12 protein-coding genes are annotated in these 15,949 nt (G+C 63.4%); 5 read left to right on the top strand and 7 right to left on the bottom strand.

The features are described from left to right. Positions 1–131 precede the first annotated feature (131 nt). The gene (locus ACP7BY_RS11345) at positions 132–920 is read left to right on the top strand and encodes a TorF family putative porin (RefSeq protein WP_137903010.1); all 789 of its coding nucleotides are present in this window, start codon (positions 132–134) and stop codon (positions 918–920) included. 74 nt (positions 921–994) lie between these two features. Here the strand turns inward: ACP7BY_RS11345 and ACP7BY_RS11340 are convergent, their stop codons facing one another. The 5 genes from ACP7BY_RS11340 to sppA all read right to left on the bottom strand — a co-directional run bounded on the left by ACP7BY_RS11340 (position 995) and on the right by sppA (position 7,470). Continuing rightward, the gene (locus tag ACP7BY_RS11340; RefSeq protein WP_126848333.1) at positions 995–1,411 is read right to left on the bottom strand and encodes a DUF3035 domain-containing protein; all 417 of its coding nucleotides are present in this window, start codon (positions 1,409–1,411) and stop codon (positions 995–997) included. Beyond that, positions 1,404–1,943 carry a signal peptidase II gene (lspA, locus tag ACP7BY_RS11335; RefSeq protein ID WP_126848331.1) on the bottom strand — a complete coding sequence of 180 codons (540 nt, stop codon included), beginning with the start codon at positions 1,941–1,943 and terminating at the stop codon, positions 1,404–1,406. Before lspA ends, ACP7BY_RS11340 begins: the two co-directional genes overlap by 8 nt. After that, positions 1,940–4,840 carry an isoleucine--tRNA ligase gene (ileS, locus tag ACP7BY_RS11330; RefSeq protein WP_137903011.1) on the bottom strand — a complete coding sequence of 967 codons (2,901 nt, stop codon included), beginning with the start codon at positions 4,838–4,840 and terminating at the stop codon, positions 1,940–1,942. Before ileS ends, lspA begins: the two co-directional genes overlap by 4 nt. A 171-nt stretch (positions 4,841–5,011) precedes the next feature. After that, positions 5,012–5,596, bottom strand: a complete 585-nt coding sequence (locus ACP7BY_RS11325; RefSeq protein WP_033963696.1) for a GNAT family N-acetyltransferase — start codon at positions 5,594–5,596, stop codon at positions 5,012–5,014. Further along, on the bottom strand, positions 5,593–7,470 hold the full coding sequence (sppA, locus tag ACP7BY_RS11320; RefSeq protein ID WP_033963695.1) for a signal peptide peptidase SppA: 1,878 nt from the start codon (positions 7,468–7,470) through the stop codon (positions 5,593–5,595). Before sppA ends, ACP7BY_RS11325 begins: the two co-directional genes overlap by 4 nt. Before the next feature lie 212 nt (positions 7,471–7,682). On the opposite strand from sppA, the gene groES reads away from it, so the two are divergent. Together groES and groL are read left to right on the top strand one after the other, a co-directional pair. Further along, entirely contained in the window at positions 7,683–7,970 is a 288-nt protein-coding gene (gene groES, locus ACP7BY_RS11315) for a co-chaperone GroES (RefSeq protein ID WP_010404457.1), read from the top strand. 108 nt (positions 7,971–8,078) lie between these two features. After that, positions 8,079–9,725, top strand: coding sequence for a chaperonin GroEL (groL, locus tag ACP7BY_RS11310; protein WP_126848327.1), 1,647 nt, complete (start codon positions 8,079–8,081; stop codon positions 9,723–9,725). 210 nt (positions 9,726–9,935) lie between these two features. Here the strand turns inward: groL and ACP7BY_RS11305 are convergent, their stop codons facing one another. Beyond that, positions 9,936–10,460: a hypothetical protein gene (locus ACP7BY_RS11305; RefSeq protein WP_052192110.1), complete on the bottom strand. Its 525-nt coding sequence runs from the start codon at positions 10,458–10,460 to the stop codon at positions 9,936–9,938. A gap of 203 nt (positions 10,461–10,663) precedes the next feature. On the opposite strand from ACP7BY_RS11305, the gene ACP7BY_RS11300 reads away from it, so the two are divergent. Together ACP7BY_RS11300 and pepF are read left to right on the top strand one after the other, a co-directional pair. Continuing rightward, entirely contained in the window at positions 10,664–13,531 is a 2,868-nt protein-coding gene (locus ACP7BY_RS11300; protein ID WP_033963757.1) for a TonB-dependent receptor, read from the top strand. A 70-nt stretch (positions 13,532–13,601) separates the two neighbouring features. Beyond that, positions 13,602–15,467 (top strand): oligoendopeptidase F, encoded by a 1,866-nt coding sequence (gene pepF / locus ACP7BY_RS11295; RefSeq protein WP_052192109.1) that lies wholly within the window; start codon positions 13,602–13,604, stop codon positions 15,465–15,467. Here pepF and ACP7BY_RS11290 read toward each other — a convergent pair. Then, the gene (locus tag ACP7BY_RS11290; RefSeq protein ID WP_171010560.1) at positions 15,464–15,943 is read right to left on the bottom strand and encodes a GNAT family N-acetyltransferase; all 480 of its coding nucleotides are present in this window, start codon (positions 15,941–15,943) and stop codon (positions 15,464–15,466) included. The genes pepF and ACP7BY_RS11290 overlap by 4 nt on opposite strands. Positions 15,944–15,949: the final 6 nt, after the last annotated feature.

Genomic DNA, 15,949 nt, shown 5'->3' with positions numbered 1-15,949 from the left:
TGCCGCATGAACGGTCAATTATTCTGCGTTACCGGTTACCGGTTAGCGGCGCGGGGGGCATTTCCTGCTCCTGACAGACGCACGCACCGGTAGAAGCAGGCGGGGACAGTCGCATTTTCGAAAGGGAAACGATGCGCTTCTCCACAACCACGCTCGGCGCGCTCTTGCTCGCCGCTTCCGCCACCCCTGCGCTCGCGCAGGAAACCGCCCCACCGCCGCCGATCACGATCAATGCGACGGCAGCCGTCGTGACCGATTATCGGTTCCGCGGTATTTCGCAGACCGATAACAATGCGGCGATTCAGGGATCGATCACGATCACCCACAAATCGGGCTTCTATGCGTCCGTATGGGGTTCCTCGATCGACGATTATGTAACGGTCGCCGGCACCGGCCATCAGGAAATCGATCTGATCGCGGGCTACAGCCACACGATCGGCGGCATCAAGCTGGATGGCGGGATCCTGTACTATTTCTATCCCAAGACCAAGCTCGCGGGCGACAAGAGCAGCTCCGACTTTGTCGAGCCGTATTTCGACATTTCGACGACGCTTGGGCCGGTGACCGCCAAGACCACGGTCAACTATGCCCCGAAGCAAAAGGCGCTGGCGCTCGATCAGGGTGCGAGCGGCAAACTCCAGTCGCGCGACAACGTCTATCTCGCCGACGATTTCACCGTCGCGATCCCCAAGACACCGCTCGGCCTGACCGCGCATGTCGGCCATAGCTTCGGTCCGAGCTGGCTCGCCACCGATTCCAACAGCAAGAAGGGCTATACCGACTGGGCATTGGGAGCCACGGCAACCTACAAGGTGCTGACGCTCGGCGTGTCCTATGTCGATACCGACGCCAAGTTCCTCTCGGCGACCAAGAACGTCAGCAAGAGCGGCGTGGTCGCCACGCTGACCGCAAGCTTCTAAACGCTCCAGCGCACCAACAAAAAGGCCGCGTACCGGGCATCCGGTACGCGGCCTTTTTGGTACCGTTCAGGCGCTTATTTCGGCGTGGCGGCCTTGGCGGATTGCCCGTCCCCTTCGGGGGCGGCCACGACGTCGCGCGTCGTTGCGCCCTTGTCGACCACGGTCGTGCCGGGATCGCCGACCGACGAACGGATGCCGGGATCGTCGCTATCGGCACCGGCGGCGACCACGGTGGCCGCCTCGCCCGGGCTACGCTGTGCCGTGCCGCCGAACAGCGCGTCGAGCGCCTGCGCATTGGCGCTGACATCGTTGGCGCGCGCCGCACCCGGCTTGGGCGGGGTCAGCGAGAAATCGGGCGGAATCACGAGCGGTGCCTGACGCGCCACGGCGAACTCATCAGGGCCGCCGCGGCCGCCACGGCCATGGGCACAGCCCGAGGCGAGCGCCACGATCGCCAGGCTGGCCGCGGAGAGAAGAATCGACTTACGCATGGATGTTCTCCGTTGGGCCATGTTCCGCCCCAGAATTTTTGCCCGAATCCCCGGTCGGCTTATCCCGTACCAGAAGCGCGCGCGCGAGCAAGATCACGACGCCGATCGTAATCGCGGCATCGGCGACATTGAAGACCAAAAACGGCTGCCACGCCCCAATATGGAAATCCGCCCAATCGACGACATAGCCCAAGCGGATGCGGTCAACGATATTGCCCGCAGCGCCCCCCAGCACCAGGCCCAGCGCCATCTGGTCGGCACGGTTCTTCTCCCGCAGCAACCACACCAGCACGCCGAGCGCAATCGCCCCGGTCATCGCCACCAGCAGCCACCGCATCGTAGCGGTGTCGGCGTGCAACAGCCCGAGCGACACGCCTTGATTGGCGACGAAGCGCAGGTTGAAGAACGAGGTGACGTAATAGGCATCGCTCAAAAAGTTGAGCTTCAGCACATCGGTAATGCCATATTTCGCGGCCTGATCGACCACGAACAGAGCGGCGGCGGTGGCAAAACCAGCGATAGGCAGCTTCATGCGACGACTCCCGTGCAACGGTCACACAGATCGCGGTCCACCGCGACCTCGGGCAAATGCCGCCAGCAGCGGCCGCATTTGTGGAAATCGGTGCGGGAAACGGTGATCGCCTCACCCGTCGTCACCTTCGCGACGATGAACAACTCGGCCAGTGCTGCGGGCGACAGCATTGCCTCGGGCACTACTACCTCGGCCTCCAGACTGGAGCGCACGATCTTCTCGCGCCGCAGCGGCTCGATCGCTTCGGTCACCTGCGTGCGCAAAGCGCGGACCGCAACCCAATGCGCCGCGTCGACGTCCGCCACTGCAGGCACCTCCGGCCATTCGAGCAAATGCACCGAGCCGTCCTCGCTCGGGAAGCGATCCTGCCACACTTCCTCGGCGGTGAAGCACAGCACGGGTGCGGCATAGCGCACCAGCGCGTGGAACAGCGTGTCGAACACCGTGCGGCAGCCGCGCCGCTTGGGATCATCGACGCCGTCGCAATAGAGCGAATCCTTGCGGATATCGAAGTAGAAGGCCGACAAATCTTCCTGCGCGAATTCGGTCAGCAGCCGGACATAGCTGTTGAAGTCATACACTTCGACCGCCGCGCGCAGCTTGGCATCCAGCTCGGCGAGCAGATGGAGCATGTAGCGCTCCAGCTCGGGCATGTCCGCGACCGGCAGGCGCTCGGCCTCGTCAAACCCTTCCAGCGCCCCCAGCAAATAGCGGAAGGTGTTGCGCAACTTGCGATATTGGTCGGAGACCCCGTTCAGGATTTCCTTGCCGATGCGGTGGTCCTCGGTGAAATCGACCGACAGCGCCCACAACCGCAAGATATCCGCGCCCGATTCCTTCATCAGGTCGAGCGGGTTGATCGTGTTGCCGAGCGACTTGGACATTTTCATGCCCTTCGCATCCATGGTGAAGCCGTGCGTCAGCACCGCATCATAGGGCGCGCGCCCGCGCGTGCCGCACGCTTCCATCAGCGAGGACTGGAACCAGCCGCGATGCTGGTCGGAGCCTTCGAGATAGAGATCGGCCGGCCATTGCAGATCGGGCCAGCGCCCGCTTTCCAGCACAAAGGCATGGGTGCAGCCGCTGTCGAACCACACGTCGAGAATGTCGGTGACGCGCTCATAATCGGCGAGCGTGTAGTCGGCCCCGAGCAGATCCTGCGCCGCCTCTTCGCTCCACGCATCGACGCCCTGTTCGCGCACAGCTGCGACGATGCGGCGGTTGACCTCCGGGTCGACCAGATACTGGCCGGTCGTGCGGTTGACGAACAGCGTGATCGGCACGCCCCAGGCGCGCTGACGGCTGATCACCCAATCCGGACGCCCGGCGACCATCGCGGTGATGCGGTTCTGGCCCTTGGGCGGATACCAGGTGGTCGCTTCGATGGCGCGCAGCGCGGTGGAGCGCAAAGTCTCCCCTTCTGCTCCCCTCCCGCCTGCGGGAGGGGTTGGGGGAGGGAACTCAGCAGCGAGCGCAGCGTTCGCGGCACCGCCCTCCCCCAGCCCCTCCCGCAAGCGGGAGGGGAGTTCCTGATCCATCGGAATGAACCATTGCGGCGTCGCGCGGAAAATGACCTTCGCCTTCGACCGCCACGAATGCGGATAGCTATGCGCAAAATCATCGCTCGCCGCGAGCAACGCGCCGACGGCGCGCAGATCCGAACAGATCGGCCCCTCGGCCGAGACGAACTTCTTGTTGATCACCGATCCCTGCCCGCCGAGCCACGCCCAGTCGGCGCGATACATGCCCGCGCCATCGACCGCGAACACCGGATCGATGCCGTACTGCTTGCACAGCAGGAAATCATCCTCGCCGTGGTCCGGCGCCATATGGACGAGCCCGGTGCCGGCATCGGTGGTGACGAACTCGCCCGGCAGGAACGGGCGGGGCTTGGCGAAGAACCCGCCGAGCGCGTGCATCGGATGCCGCGCGGTGGCGCCTTCGAGTTGCGAACCTTTGATGATCGTACCCAGACGGCCTTCGGGACCGTGGTCGTCATAGATTGGTGGGTTGGAAAGGCGTGAGTAGAAGGTCTCGACTAGACCATCCGCAACAAGGAGCTTCCATCCGCCAATGCGGAACAATCGATACTCGATCTCCGGCCCATAGCTCAGCGCCTGGTTCACCGGGATCGTCCATGGCGTCGTGGTCCAGATCACCGCATGGGCACCGACCAGTTCCGGCGCGTTCGGCGCGTCGACAATCTCGAACGCCACGTCGATCTGCGTCGACACGACGTCCTCATATTCGACCTCGGCCTCGGCGAGCGCGGTCTTTTCAACGGGCGACCACATCACCGGCTTGGCACCGCGATAGAGCTGGCCGCTTTCCGCGAACTTGAGCAGCTCCGAGACGATCGTCGCCTCGGCCTGGAAATCCATCGTCAGATAGGGATGGTCCCAATCGCCATTGATGCCGAGCCGCTTCAACTGCTCGCGCTGCACGTCGACCCAATGCTGCGCATAAGCGCGGCACTCGGCGCGGAATTCCTTTGCCGGAACTTCGTCCTTGTTGCGCTTCTTGGCGCGATACTGCTCCTCGACCTTCCACTCGATCGGCAGGCCGTGGCAGTCCCAGCCGGGCACATAGGGCGCATCCTTGCCGAGCAGGGTCTGCGTGCGGCACACCGTGTCCTTCAGGATGTGGTTGAGCGCATGGCCGATATGCATGTCGCCATTCGCATAAGGCGGGCCGTCGTGCAGGATGAACTTCTCACGGCCCCGACGCGCTTCCCGCGTTTTCTCGTAGAGGTTCATCGCCTGCCACCGCGCGAGAATCCCCGGCTCCTTGGCGGGCAGGCCGGCTTTCATCGGAAAGTCGGTCTTCGGCAGGAAGACGGTGTCGCGCCAATCTCGTTGGGCGTCGCGGGCGGGCGTGGTGTCTGAAGCGTCGGTCATTTGATGCGGCCTTAGCGTGAAGCGGCCCCCGTCGAAAGCCCCCTGCAAAGGCCTCCTCCCGTCACCCCGGCCTCGTGCCGGGGTCCACCGTCGATCCTTCCCAACCATCTGTAGAAAGCGCGGCACGGTGGATGCCGGGACAAGCCCGGCATGACGGGGAAAGCTACCCCGTCACCAATTCCACACCATGCCGGTCGCGCTGAACGGCTTGGGTTCCATCGGTGGCAAAGTGGCGTCGTTGAGTTCGCATTGCCACAGGCCGACATCGATCCAGCGGCCTTCCTTATACCCGACCTCGCGCAGCACCCCGGCGCGGCGGAAGCCGACCGATTCATGCAGCCGGATCGAATGCTCGTTTGGCAAGGAAATCACGCTGATCGCCTGGGTAAATCCCTGCGCGCGCAGCGTATCGATCAACGCATCGTACAAATGCCGCCCATTGCCGCGCCCCTGCGTCCCCGTCTCCAGATAGACCGAGGTCTCGATCGTGTAGCGATAGGCCGGGCGGTCGCGGAAGGCCGAGGCATAAGCGTAGCCGCGTACAGGGCCGCCCTCGCCTTCGGTCACCACCAGCCACGGATACAACCCGCCCGAGGCCGCCATGCGCTGCCGCATCGTCTCGGCATTAGGCGCGGTCAACTCGAACGAGACGGTACCGCCTTCCACATAAGGCCGATAGATTTCGGCGATCACGCCAGCATCTTCAGGCGTCGCCGGGCGAACCGCGATCGGGCGCGGTGCGGGATCGACGCTCACAGGCCGAACCGCGCAAGCACGAGGGTGAGCAGCGTAGCATCGCCAGGCTGCGGCTGCGTTCCGCCCAGCCCGTCGCATTCGAGGCAGCGCGCCTGGATCGCCGCCCCCGTGCCGATCCGCTTCACATCGCCCAGCGCGCGCGCGAACACCGCGCGCCGCTCCGTCGCCATCCGCGTGAAGGCATCGCCCGCGCTCGCATCGTCATCCTTGTTCGAATCCAGGATTTGCGCGATCAATTGCATGAAAGCGCTCGGCTTTTTCTCCAGATATTCGGCATGAACGTCGGTCGCCTTCAACCCGGCGCGCTTGGCGGCTTCGTCGATCGCGTCCTGCAAGCCACCGAAACGATCGACCAGCCCGATCTGATGCGCCGTGCCGCCATCCCAGACGCGGCCCTGCCCGATCTCGTCGACGCGCGCCGGGGTCAGCTTGCGCGCAGTGGCGACGCGCGTGATGAACTCCTGATAGCCATTCTCGATCCCCGCCTGGAAGATCGTGTCGGTCTCGGCATTGGTGCCGCCGTAAATGTCCGGCTGCCCGGACAGCGGCGTGGTGCGCACGCCATCGGTGGTGAGGCCGATCTTTTTGAGCGTGTTCTCGAAAGTCGGGATGATGCCGAAGATGCCGATCGAGCCGGTGATGGTGGTCGGCTCGGCGAAGATCACGTCGCCCGCCGTCGACACCCAATAGCCGCCCGACGCCGCCAGCGAGCCCATCGAGATGACGACCGGCAGCTTCTGCGCCTTGGCTTCCAGGATCGCGCGCCGCATGTCTTCGGACGCAAGCGCCGAACCGCCCGGTGAATCGACCCGCACGACCAGCGCCTTCAGATCCTTCTTGGCCAGGGCATCGAGCAACGCCTTGGACACCGTATCGGAGCCCACGCTGCCGCTCTTCGATTTGCCATCGATAATGTCACCCGCAATCGTCAACACGCCGATCTTGGCACCGTTCGTCGGCAGCGGGTTGGCTGCGACATAGGCGTCATATTTGATGGTCTTGAAGGTGCCCGGTGCCTTGCCCGAATCCGCGCCCGCCAGCTCGGCAACGCGCTTTCCGAAATCGAGATGGCTGCCGAGCTTGTCGACGATGCCCGCTTCGAGATTGGCCTGCGCGATGTTGCCCTTGGCGGCGGTGATGACCGCGCCCGGCGTCGTCAGAAACGGCGTGACCTTGGCCTTGGGGCGCGCCTTGGCCACGGCCGCCTGCCAATTGGCGAACAGCACCTGATAGAGCTTCTCCACTTCTTCCTTGGCCTCGGGCGAGGCGTCGGTACGGGTATAAGGCTCGACGAACGACTTGTATTTACCGACGCGGTAGACGTGCGCGTTGATGCCGAGCTTGTCGATCAGGCCCTTATAATAAAGCTGGCTGCCGCCCGGCCCCATGAACAGCGTGCCGCCCATCGGGCTCATCCACACTTCGCTGGCATTGGCGGCGAGGCGGTAGCCGCTGTCGGTATAGGCAGTCGCATAAGCCAGCACCGGCTTGCCGCCGTCGCGCACGCGCCGGATCGCATCGGCGACTTCGTTCAGCGCTGCGGGATAGCCCCCGCCGAACGCGTCGAGATCGAGCACGACCGCCTTGACGCGGCTGTCCTTGCCCGCCGCATCGAGGCTGCGCACGACATCGCGCAGGCGGAATTGATGCGGCGTGCCGCCACCACCGAGGCTGGCAAACGGATCGACCTCGGCGGGCTGCTCGACGATTGCGCCGTCGAGTTTGAGCAATAAGGCCCCGTTTCCGATTGCCGCCTTGCCCGGCCGCGCGGCCAGCGCGCCGAAGAGCAAGCCAAAGAACAGCAGCATCGCGATCAGCACAAGACCGTCCTTGATGCCGACGAGAATCTTCCACGCGCCCCGTACGAGTTTCACTTGGCCGCTCCTTGATTGGCGGAAATACCGCCCTTGGCTAGGGCAAGGCGTCCGTCGAGTAAATGCGTGTTGCACGACCAACACGCATTATTTTTGTGGCGGGAGCGCGGTCGCGACCGGTTGACGATGCTCGGTCGCGACATCATATGCGCCGTGCTGGCACTCACTCCATGCGAGTGCTAACAGACGTTCAATATAAAGGGACTTCACGCATGACCTTTCGTCCATTGCATGACCGCGTCCTCGTCCGCCGCGTAGAGGCAGAAGAGAAGACCGCAGGCGGGATCATCATTCCGGAAACCGCCAAGGAAAAGCCGCAGGAAGGCGAAGTCGTCTCGGTCGGCACCGGCGCGCGCAACGAAGCCGGTGAAATCCACCCGCTCGAAGTCAAGGCTGGCGACAAGATTCTGTTCGGCAAGTGGTCGGGCACCGAAGTCAAGATCAACGGCGAAGACCTGTTGATCATGAAGGAAAGCGACATCCTCGGGATCGTCGGCTGAAGCTCTTGAGCTCCTGCGCAGGCAGGAGCCCCGAGCCCAACGCTCTGCCCTCCATAATTCTGGGTTCCTGCTCCCGCAGGAACGCAATCAAGCAAAGGATTAGCCATCATGGCAGCCAAGGACGTAAAATTTTCGCGTGACGCACGCGAGCGCATTCTGCGCGGCGTGGACATCCTCGCCGACGCGGTGAAGGTTACGCTGGGGCCGAAGGGCCGCAACGTCGTGATCGACAAGAGCTATGGCGCGCCGCGCATCACCAAGGACGGCGTCACCGTCGCCAAGGAAATCGAACTCAAGGACAAGTTCGAGAACATGGGTGCGCAGATGCTGCGCGAAGTGGCCTCGAAGACCAACGACATCGCCGGCGACGGCACGACCACCGCGACCGTTCTGGCGCAGGCGATCGTGCGTGAAGGCATGAAGTCGGTTGCGGCCGGCATGAACCCGATGGACCTGAAGCGCGGCATCGACCTCGCCGTCATCGAAGTCGTCAAGGACCTGCAGGCGCGCTCCAAGCCCGTCGCCGGCACCAAGGAAATCGCCCAGGTCGGCATCATCTCGGCAAACGGCGACACCGTCGTCGGCGAGAAGATCGCCGAAGCGATGGAAAAGGTCGGCAAGGAAGGCGTCATCACCGTCGAGGAAGCCAAGGGTCTCGAATTCGAGCTCGACGTCGTCGAAGGTATGCAGTTCGACCGTGGCTATCTCTCGCCTTACTTCATCACCAACCCGGAAAAGATGAACGTCGAGCTCGCGGATCCCTACATCCTGATCCACGAGAAGAAGCTGTCGAACCTGCAGGCGCTGCTCCCGATCCTGGAAGCGGTTGTTCAGTCGGGCCGTCCGCTCCTCATCATCGCCGAGGACATTGAGGGCGAGGCTCTGGCCACGCTCGTCGTCAACAAGCTGCGCGGCGGCCTGAAGGTCGCAGCGGTCAAGGCACCGGGCTTCGGGGATCGTCGCAAGGCGATGCTCGAAGACATCGCGATCCTGACCAAGGGCGAGATGATTTCGGAAGACCTCGGCATCAAGCTCGAGAGCGTCACGATCGGTATGCTCGGCACCGCCAAGCGCGTCACGATCGACAAGGACAACACCACCATCGTCGATGGTGCTGGCGACCATGACGCGATCAAGGGCCGCACCGATGCGATCCGTCAGCAGATCGAGCACACGACGTCGGATTACGACAAGGAAAAGCTGCAGGAGCGTCTGGCCAAGCTGGCTGGTGGCGTTGCGGTCATCAAGGTCGGCGGTTCGACCGAAGTCGAGGTCAAGGAGCGCAAGGACCGCGTCGACGACGCTCTCCACGCAACCCGCGCAGCTGTCGAAGAGGGCATCGTCCCCGGCGGCGGCACGGCGCTCCTCTATGCCACCAAGGCACTTGAGGGCATGAAGGGCTTCAACGACGACCAGACCCGCGGCATCGATATCGTCCGCAAGGCGCTCTACGCGCCGGTTCGCCAGATTGCGGCGAATGCGGGCCATGACGGTGCGGTGATCTCGGGCAAGCTGCTCGAGGGCAACGATCCGACCCAGGGCTTCAACGCGCAGACCGACAAGTATGAAAACCTCGTCGAGAGCGGCGTGATCGACCCGACCAAGGTCGTTCGCACGGCACTTCAGGACGCGGCGTCGGTTGCTGGCCTGTTGATCACCACCGAAGCGGCGATCAGCGAACTGCCGGAAGACAAGCCCGCCATGCCGATGGGCGGCGGCGGCGGCATGGGCGGCATGGGCGGCATGGATTTCTGATCCGAAGGGCGGGCCGTGGCCATGCTGGCCACGGTCTCGCCCCGAGGACGGGCGGAGGGTCGGCGGCAATGCCGTCGAACCCGCCCGACGAAAGGCCATGGCTTTGCCGGGGCCGATCCAAACCTCCCGGCCCAGGCTGGACCAAGAGAAAAGGGCCGGGGTTCGCACCCCGGCCCTTTTTTTGCGCGGCTCAGTCAGTCCGCAGACAAATCAGGGCAGTTCCGGCCGGTCCGCCACGGCTGCGGCGGTCGGTGCCGCAGGAACCTTGCACCCGCGCGCCAGCCCGATGCCCTTGAGATAGGCACGGCGTGTCGATCCGGCATAGACGGCCGCCTCGACGCGACGCTGCTGCTTGTCCGCCCCGGTGATGACACGCACGATGCCCAGGCCCGGAATCAGCGTATTAACCGCAGTTCGCGCGGCGACCGCAGCGAGCGCGGACCCTTCGCCCTTGGGTTGGCCCGGCACATCCACATCGGTCCCCAAGGCGGCATTGAGCCGCCGCACCTCGCCCGCAATCGCGGCGCAGGAGCGCGTATTCTGCGAGGAATAGGGGGCCGATGCCGCCAATTGCAGGATCGGCGGGATCTTCTTGTCCGCAATCCGCACGTCGCGCAGCGGCTGGGTAACCGCCTTGCCGACGCTGTCATCCTGCGGTCCGGCTGCCTGCGCCGCGACGGGCGCAAGCATAAGAGCGATCGAGCCCAATCCGCTGAGAGCATGTGTCCGACGCATGTTCGACGTTTTCCTTAGTTGTTGCCTTAGCGGCACGACGCCCGTGCGAGCATTTTTGTTCCCGCATGGAAACGACACAACGGGACATACTCAATTTGTTCATATCGCTCCGCTCGTCACGAACTCGTCATGAAAGCGGCGTAGCGCCGCGCAAACGGCAAAGTTGGGGAACCCCAACGTGCCTTTCGATGGGGGAAATCATCATGTTCGGACGTGTCCGGGCGCGCTCTGTTGCGTCCAAGGCAGGCTTGTGTGCCGCATTGCTCGGCTCCACCGCCATGCCCGCCTTTGCCGCGGATGTCGCGGGTCGCGTCGTTGACCCGGCAACCGGCGCGTCGCTGCCGGGCGCTTCGGTCTCGGTCGGCGGCCGCACCGCCGTATCGGACAATGACGGCATGTTCGTGATCCATGATCTTCCCGCCGGCCCCGTCCAGCTGACCTTCACCTATGTCGGCTATCCCACCACGACCCGCAGCGCGACGTCGAGCGATACCCCGCAGATCGTCGACTTCAAGCTCGATGTTCCGCCAGGCAATGAAAGCGGTGGGGACATCGTCGTGACCGGCCAGCGCGCGGCCGAACGCCGTGCGCTCCAGGCGAAGCGGACGTCCAACTTCATCCAGGATACGCTCAACGCCAACGACGTCGGCAAGCTGCCCGACCAGAATGTCGCCGAAGCGGTGCGCCGCCTACCCGGCATTTCGGTCGCCAACGACCAGGGCGAAGGCCGCTATGTCATCATCCGGGGTGCCAACCCCAACCTCGCCAACGTCACCATCAACGGCCAGACCGCACCCGCCCCAGAACCGGAGGGCCGCCAGGTCAAGCTCGACGATATTCCCTCCTCGTTGATCGGCTCGGTCACGGTGGTGAAATCGCTCACTGCCGATCGCGATGCCAACGCCATTGCCGGTCAGGTCGACATCGACACGCTTACCGCTTTCGATCGCAAGGGGGCCTTCGCCAATGCGCGCATCGCCAATGGCTATAGCAACCTCAACGGTCGCAGCCCTTATGAAGGCGATCTGACCGTCGGCTCGCGTTTCGGCGCGGACAAGACCTTCGGCGTGGTATTGTCGGGCAATTATTCGAAGCGCCCGATCGAATCCGAAAATCTGCAAGGCTCGTCCAACTGGCGCAGCGATTATCCGGGTTCAAGCAAGGCCTTGCCCGACGACTTCCGCCTACGCGACTATAACCTGACGCGCGAGCGCTATGGCCTGGTCGGCAATTTCGACTGGCGGCCAAACTCGGATGTCAGCCTGTACCTGCGCACGCTCTATTCGACCTTCAAGGACCATGAAACCCGCGACCAGTCGCGCATCGAAATTCCCGTCGTTGCACCGCCGACACCGCCTTCGGCGACCGCCACCCCGGCGCAGATCGCAGCCTATAACACCGCTTTGACCAACGCCACGAACGCCAACGCCAACATCGCCAATGGCGGCACCTTCAGCGCGCGCGGCACGCGCTTCCTGCGTCTGCGCAACGAAGATGACTCCACCTTTACCGGCGAGCTTGGCGGCAACTTCCACTTCGGCACCGCCGAACTGCAGGTTGAGGGGACGTACAGCAAGGCGCTGAAGAAGGATCCGCTGCGTTCCGAATTCTCGTTCCGCACCGGCAGTACCGCGTTGACCGGCCTGTCGCTCGACCTCAGCGACACGCTGTTCAAGGTCAACACCGCCAACGGCACACCGTACAATCCGGCGCTCTATTCGGGCTACCGCGTCAATTACGATCGCCGCCGCGCTGCCGAAAACCTGTACCAGGGTCGCGTCGACCTGACGGTGCCGCTCGGCACCGGCGACGCCTTTACGCTGAAGGTCGGCGGCAAATATCAGCAGACCGACAAGACCAACAATCGCGATTTCCAACAATATAATCTCAGCGGCAGCACGCTCGCCAGCACCGGCGCTTCCTATGACGATGGCAGCTCGGTCTATAATGGTCGTTACCTGTTCGGTCCGCGTATCAACTACGATCTTGCGCAGACCTATTATACTGTGACCAATCCGGCTGCGCGCACGCTGGACGCCGCCGCCAGCCTCGCCAACTCGCTGATCAACGATTACGATCTGAGCGAGAAAGTCTATGCCGGCTATGTGATGGCCACCGCCAAGCTGGGATCGGTCACCATCATCCCCGGCGTCCGCGTCGAACATACGGACGGGCGCTACAGCGGCAAGTCCTTCACTGCGGCGTCGACCGCGACGCAGGATTTCAATGTCACCAACACAAAGAAGTATACCGATGTCTTCCCCGACCTGAACGTGCGCTTCGACGCCACCCAGCGCCTGGTGCTGCGTGCCGCCGCGACAACGGCGATCGGTCGACCGAACTATGCCGATCTCGCCCCGTATCAAAACCTCGATCCGGTCGGAAACACGGTCACGCTCGGCAATCCCAACCTCAAGCCGTACAAGGCGGTCGCAGGGGACTTCTCGGCCGAATATTATCTGAAAGGCCAGGGCATCCTGTCGGTCGCGGCCTTCTACAAACATCTCGACGATCCGATTTTCACGGCCGGCCAGACACAATCGGGCACCTTTGGCGGCACCGTTCTGACCAATGCGCTGGTCACCCAACCGATCAATGCGCGCAGCGCCAAACTCTACGGCGTCGAAGCGAACCTGCAGGCGCAGTTGCTGTTCCTGCCGGGCGCGCTGTCGGGGTTCGGCGTGTCGGGCAATTTCACCTATACCGACGGTTCGGCCACCGGCGTGCCCAATCGCGCGGGCAACGTGCCGAACTTCCTGCAATCGAAATATACCGGCACCGCCCAGCTCTTCTACGAGAAATACGGCCTCACCGGCCGTTTGGCCTATACCTATCGCTCGGCCTATCTCGATACGCTGGGCGGATCGGCGGCGACCGACCAATATACCGCCGAGAACAACTCGCTCGACGCGCGGATCGCTTATTCGCCGGTGAAACAATACACGCTGTTCGCCGAAGCCAGCAATCTGCTCGACTCCCCGTGGCGTCGCTACCAAGCGATCAAGACCCAGTTGATCGAGAACGAACATTACCGCCAGACCTTCCGCGTCGGCGTGCAACTGGCGTTCTAAGTCGGCCCTTCCCACGGCGGGCGTGATGCGACAGAATGTCGCCATTACGCCTGCCAGGGGAACCACCATCATGACCGATCTCTCCCGCCGCGACGCGCTGGCCGCGACCGCTCTGGCGGCGCTTGTCACCGCTTTGCCCGTATGGGCGCAGGATCGATCGGCCCCGGCCGATGCGGCACAATGGGACCTCACCGAAATCTATCCCGACGATGCCGCGTGGGATGCCGCCCGCAAGAGCGTGCTCGCCAAGATCCCGGGTCTGGCCAGTTATAAGGGGAGGCTCGGCACCAGCGCGGAGGTGCTCGCCGCCGCTTTGGTGGCGCAGTCCGATCTCTCGCGGGAGGCGGCGCGCGTCTATACCTATGCCGGGCTGAAGAGCGACGCGGATCTCCGCATTTCCGCCAATCAGGAAAAGCTCGCTTTGGTCGGCGACATGTTCACCGCGTTTGGCGAAGCGACGTCGTGGATGGCACCCGAGATTCTCACGCTCGGCAAAGCCAAAATCGACGGCTTCATCGCGGCGAACCGGACTCTCGCGACGCGGTTCGATTTCTTTCTAGCCGACACGCTGCGGCAAGCCCCGCACACGCTGTCCCCCGAGGGCGAAATTCTGCTTGCAGGCGCGGGGGCACCGCTTTCGGGGCCGGGCACGATCCGCGAGCAGCTCGTCGGGTCGGATATTCCCTGGCCGACGATCACCCTGTCGACCGGCAAACAGGTCCGCCTCGACGACCAGGCCTATACCTTGAACCGCGACGCGCCCGCGCGCGCCGATCGCAAGGCGGTGTTCGACACCTTCTGGGGCGAATATGGGCACTTCAAGAGTTCGCTCGGGGCCGCCTATCTCAGCCATGTCAAAGCCGACATTTTCCGGGCCAAGGCGCGCAAATACCCAACCGCGCTCGCGGCATCACTGTCGGGCAACAACATCCCCGAAGGCGTGTATCGCACGCTGGTGACCGAGGCGAACGCTGGTCTGCCGCAACTGCATCGCTATTTCGAACTGCGGCGGAAGCTGCTCGGCCTGCCCGACATGGCCTATTACGATATCTACCCGCCGCTGGTGTCGCTCGACCGCAAGGTCACCATCCCCGAAATGCGCACGACCGTGCTGGAGGCGGTCAAGCCGCTCGGGCCCGATTATGTCGCGCTCCTCGGCACCGCCACTGCGAAAAAATGGATGGATCCCCTGCCCCGTCCAGGCAAGAAATCGGGCGCGTATATGAACCCCGGTGCCTATGACGTGCACCCCTATCTGCTGCTCAATCTGGGCGAAAACTATGAGGGCATGACCACCTTCGCGCACGAATGGGGCCATGCGATGCACTCGCTGCTGTCGAACAAAACGCAAGTCTATGAGAAATCGGATTACCCGATTTTCCTCGCGGAGATCGCCTCGACCTGCAACGAAATGCTGCTCGCTGCCTATATGGTGGCGAAGGCCAAGACCAAGCAGGAGAAACTGTTCTACCTCGGCCAGCAGTTGGAGAGCATTCGCGGCACCTTCTTCCGCCAGACGATGTTCGCCGAATTCGAACTCGCCGTGCATGACAAGGCCGAAGCCGGCGAAGGCCTATCGGGCGAGCGCTTCACGGCGCTCTATCTCGATCTGCTCAAGCGCTATCACGGGCCCAAGGTGACCATCGACCCGGCTTATGCCGTCGAATGGGCCTATATCCCGCATTTCTACAACAGCTTCTACGTCTACCAATATGCCACCTGCATTTCGGCGGCATCCTATTTCGCGCACGCCATCCTGACCGGTGGACAGAAGGAGCGCGACACCTATCTGACCGTGCTGAAGGCGGGCGGGTCGGCCTATCCGACCGAAATTCTCCAACGCGCCGGTCTCGATATGGCCAGCCCCGCGCCGTATCGCGCGGTGATCGCGACGTTCAAGGAAACGCTCGATCAGGCCGAGGCCTTGATCGGCTAATCCAGCGGGTACAGCATCGCGACGTTGCACCGTTCATAGCGCGCGCCGAATTCGTCCATGATCCCCGTATCATGGACGAAACCGAGCTTTTCGTAGAGATGGATGGCAGCGGCGCTTTTGCTGTTGCTGAGCAGATAGAGCCGCTCCGCCCCGAGCGCGCGGGCGCGCGCGATGACCGCGTGCAGCAGGAATTCCCCCGCCTTGCGGCCACGCGCCGACTCGAGCACCCCCATCTTGGTGAGTTCGAACTGGTGCTCGCCCGTTTTCTGCAGCGCGCAGGCCCCGACAATGCCCAGCCCGGCCGCTTCGACGAACAGAATGTCGCCGCCGCGATCGATGATCCGCGCGCGCGGGTTTTCGAGCACGTCGCGGTCGGTCTGCTCGATCCGGTACATGGCGGAGATCCACTGCGCGTTGATGTCGTGGAACGCCTGCGCCAGATCGTCGCGATAATCGTGAATCGTCAATCCATCCATCAGCTG

The organism is Sphingomonas sp. PSPC2-2 (assembly GCF_049897725.1).
Lineage (GTDB): Bacteria > Pseudomonadota > Alphaproteobacteria > Sphingomonadales > Sphingomonadaceae > Sphingomonas.
The sequence above is the reverse complement of the archived record's forward strand: the minus strand, read 5'-3'. Positions and strand labels throughout refer to the sequence as shown.

What these genes read in the sequence shown, in the direction of transcription:
- ACP7BY_RS11345 (WP_137903010.1), top strand. Translation starts at nt 132, where the DNA reads ATGCGCTTCTCCACAACCACGCTCGGCGCGCTCTTGCTCGCCGCTTCC.
- ACP7BY_RS11340 (WP_126848333.1), bottom strand. Translation starts at nt 1,411, where the DNA reads ATGCGTAAGTCGATTCTTCTCTCCGCGGCCAGCCTGGCGATCGTGGCG.
- lspA (WP_126848331.1), bottom strand. Translation starts at nt 1,943, where the DNA reads ATGAAGCTGCCTATCGCTGGTTTTGCCACCGCCGCCGCTCTGTTCGTG.
- ileS (WP_137903011.1), bottom strand. Translation starts at nt 4,840, where the DNA reads ATGACCGACGCTTCAGACACCACGCCCGCCCGCGACGCCCAACGAGAT.
- groES (WP_010404457.1), top strand. Translation starts at nt 7,683, where the DNA reads ATGACCTTTCGTCCATTGCATGACCGCGTCCTCGTCCGCCGCGTAGAG.
- groL (WP_126848327.1), top strand. Translation starts at nt 8,079, where the DNA reads ATGGCAGCCAAGGACGTAAAATTTTCGCGTGACGCACGCGAGCGCATT.
- ACP7BY_RS11305 (WP_052192110.1), bottom strand. Translation starts at nt 10,460, where the DNA reads ATGCGTCGGACACATGCTCTCAGCGGATTGGGCTCGATCGCTCTTATG.
- ACP7BY_RS11300 (WP_033963757.1), top strand. Translation starts at nt 10,664, where the DNA reads ATGTTCGGACGTGTCCGGGCGCGCTCTGTTGCGTCCAAGGCAGGCTTG.
- pepF (WP_052192109.1), top strand. Translation starts at nt 13,602, where the DNA reads ATGACCGATCTCTCCCGCCGCGACGCGCTGGCCGCGACCGCTCTGGCG.
- ACP7BY_RS11290 (WP_171010560.1), bottom strand. Translation starts at nt 15,943, where the DNA reads ATGGATGGATTGACGATTCACGATTATCGCGACGATCTGGCGCAGGCG.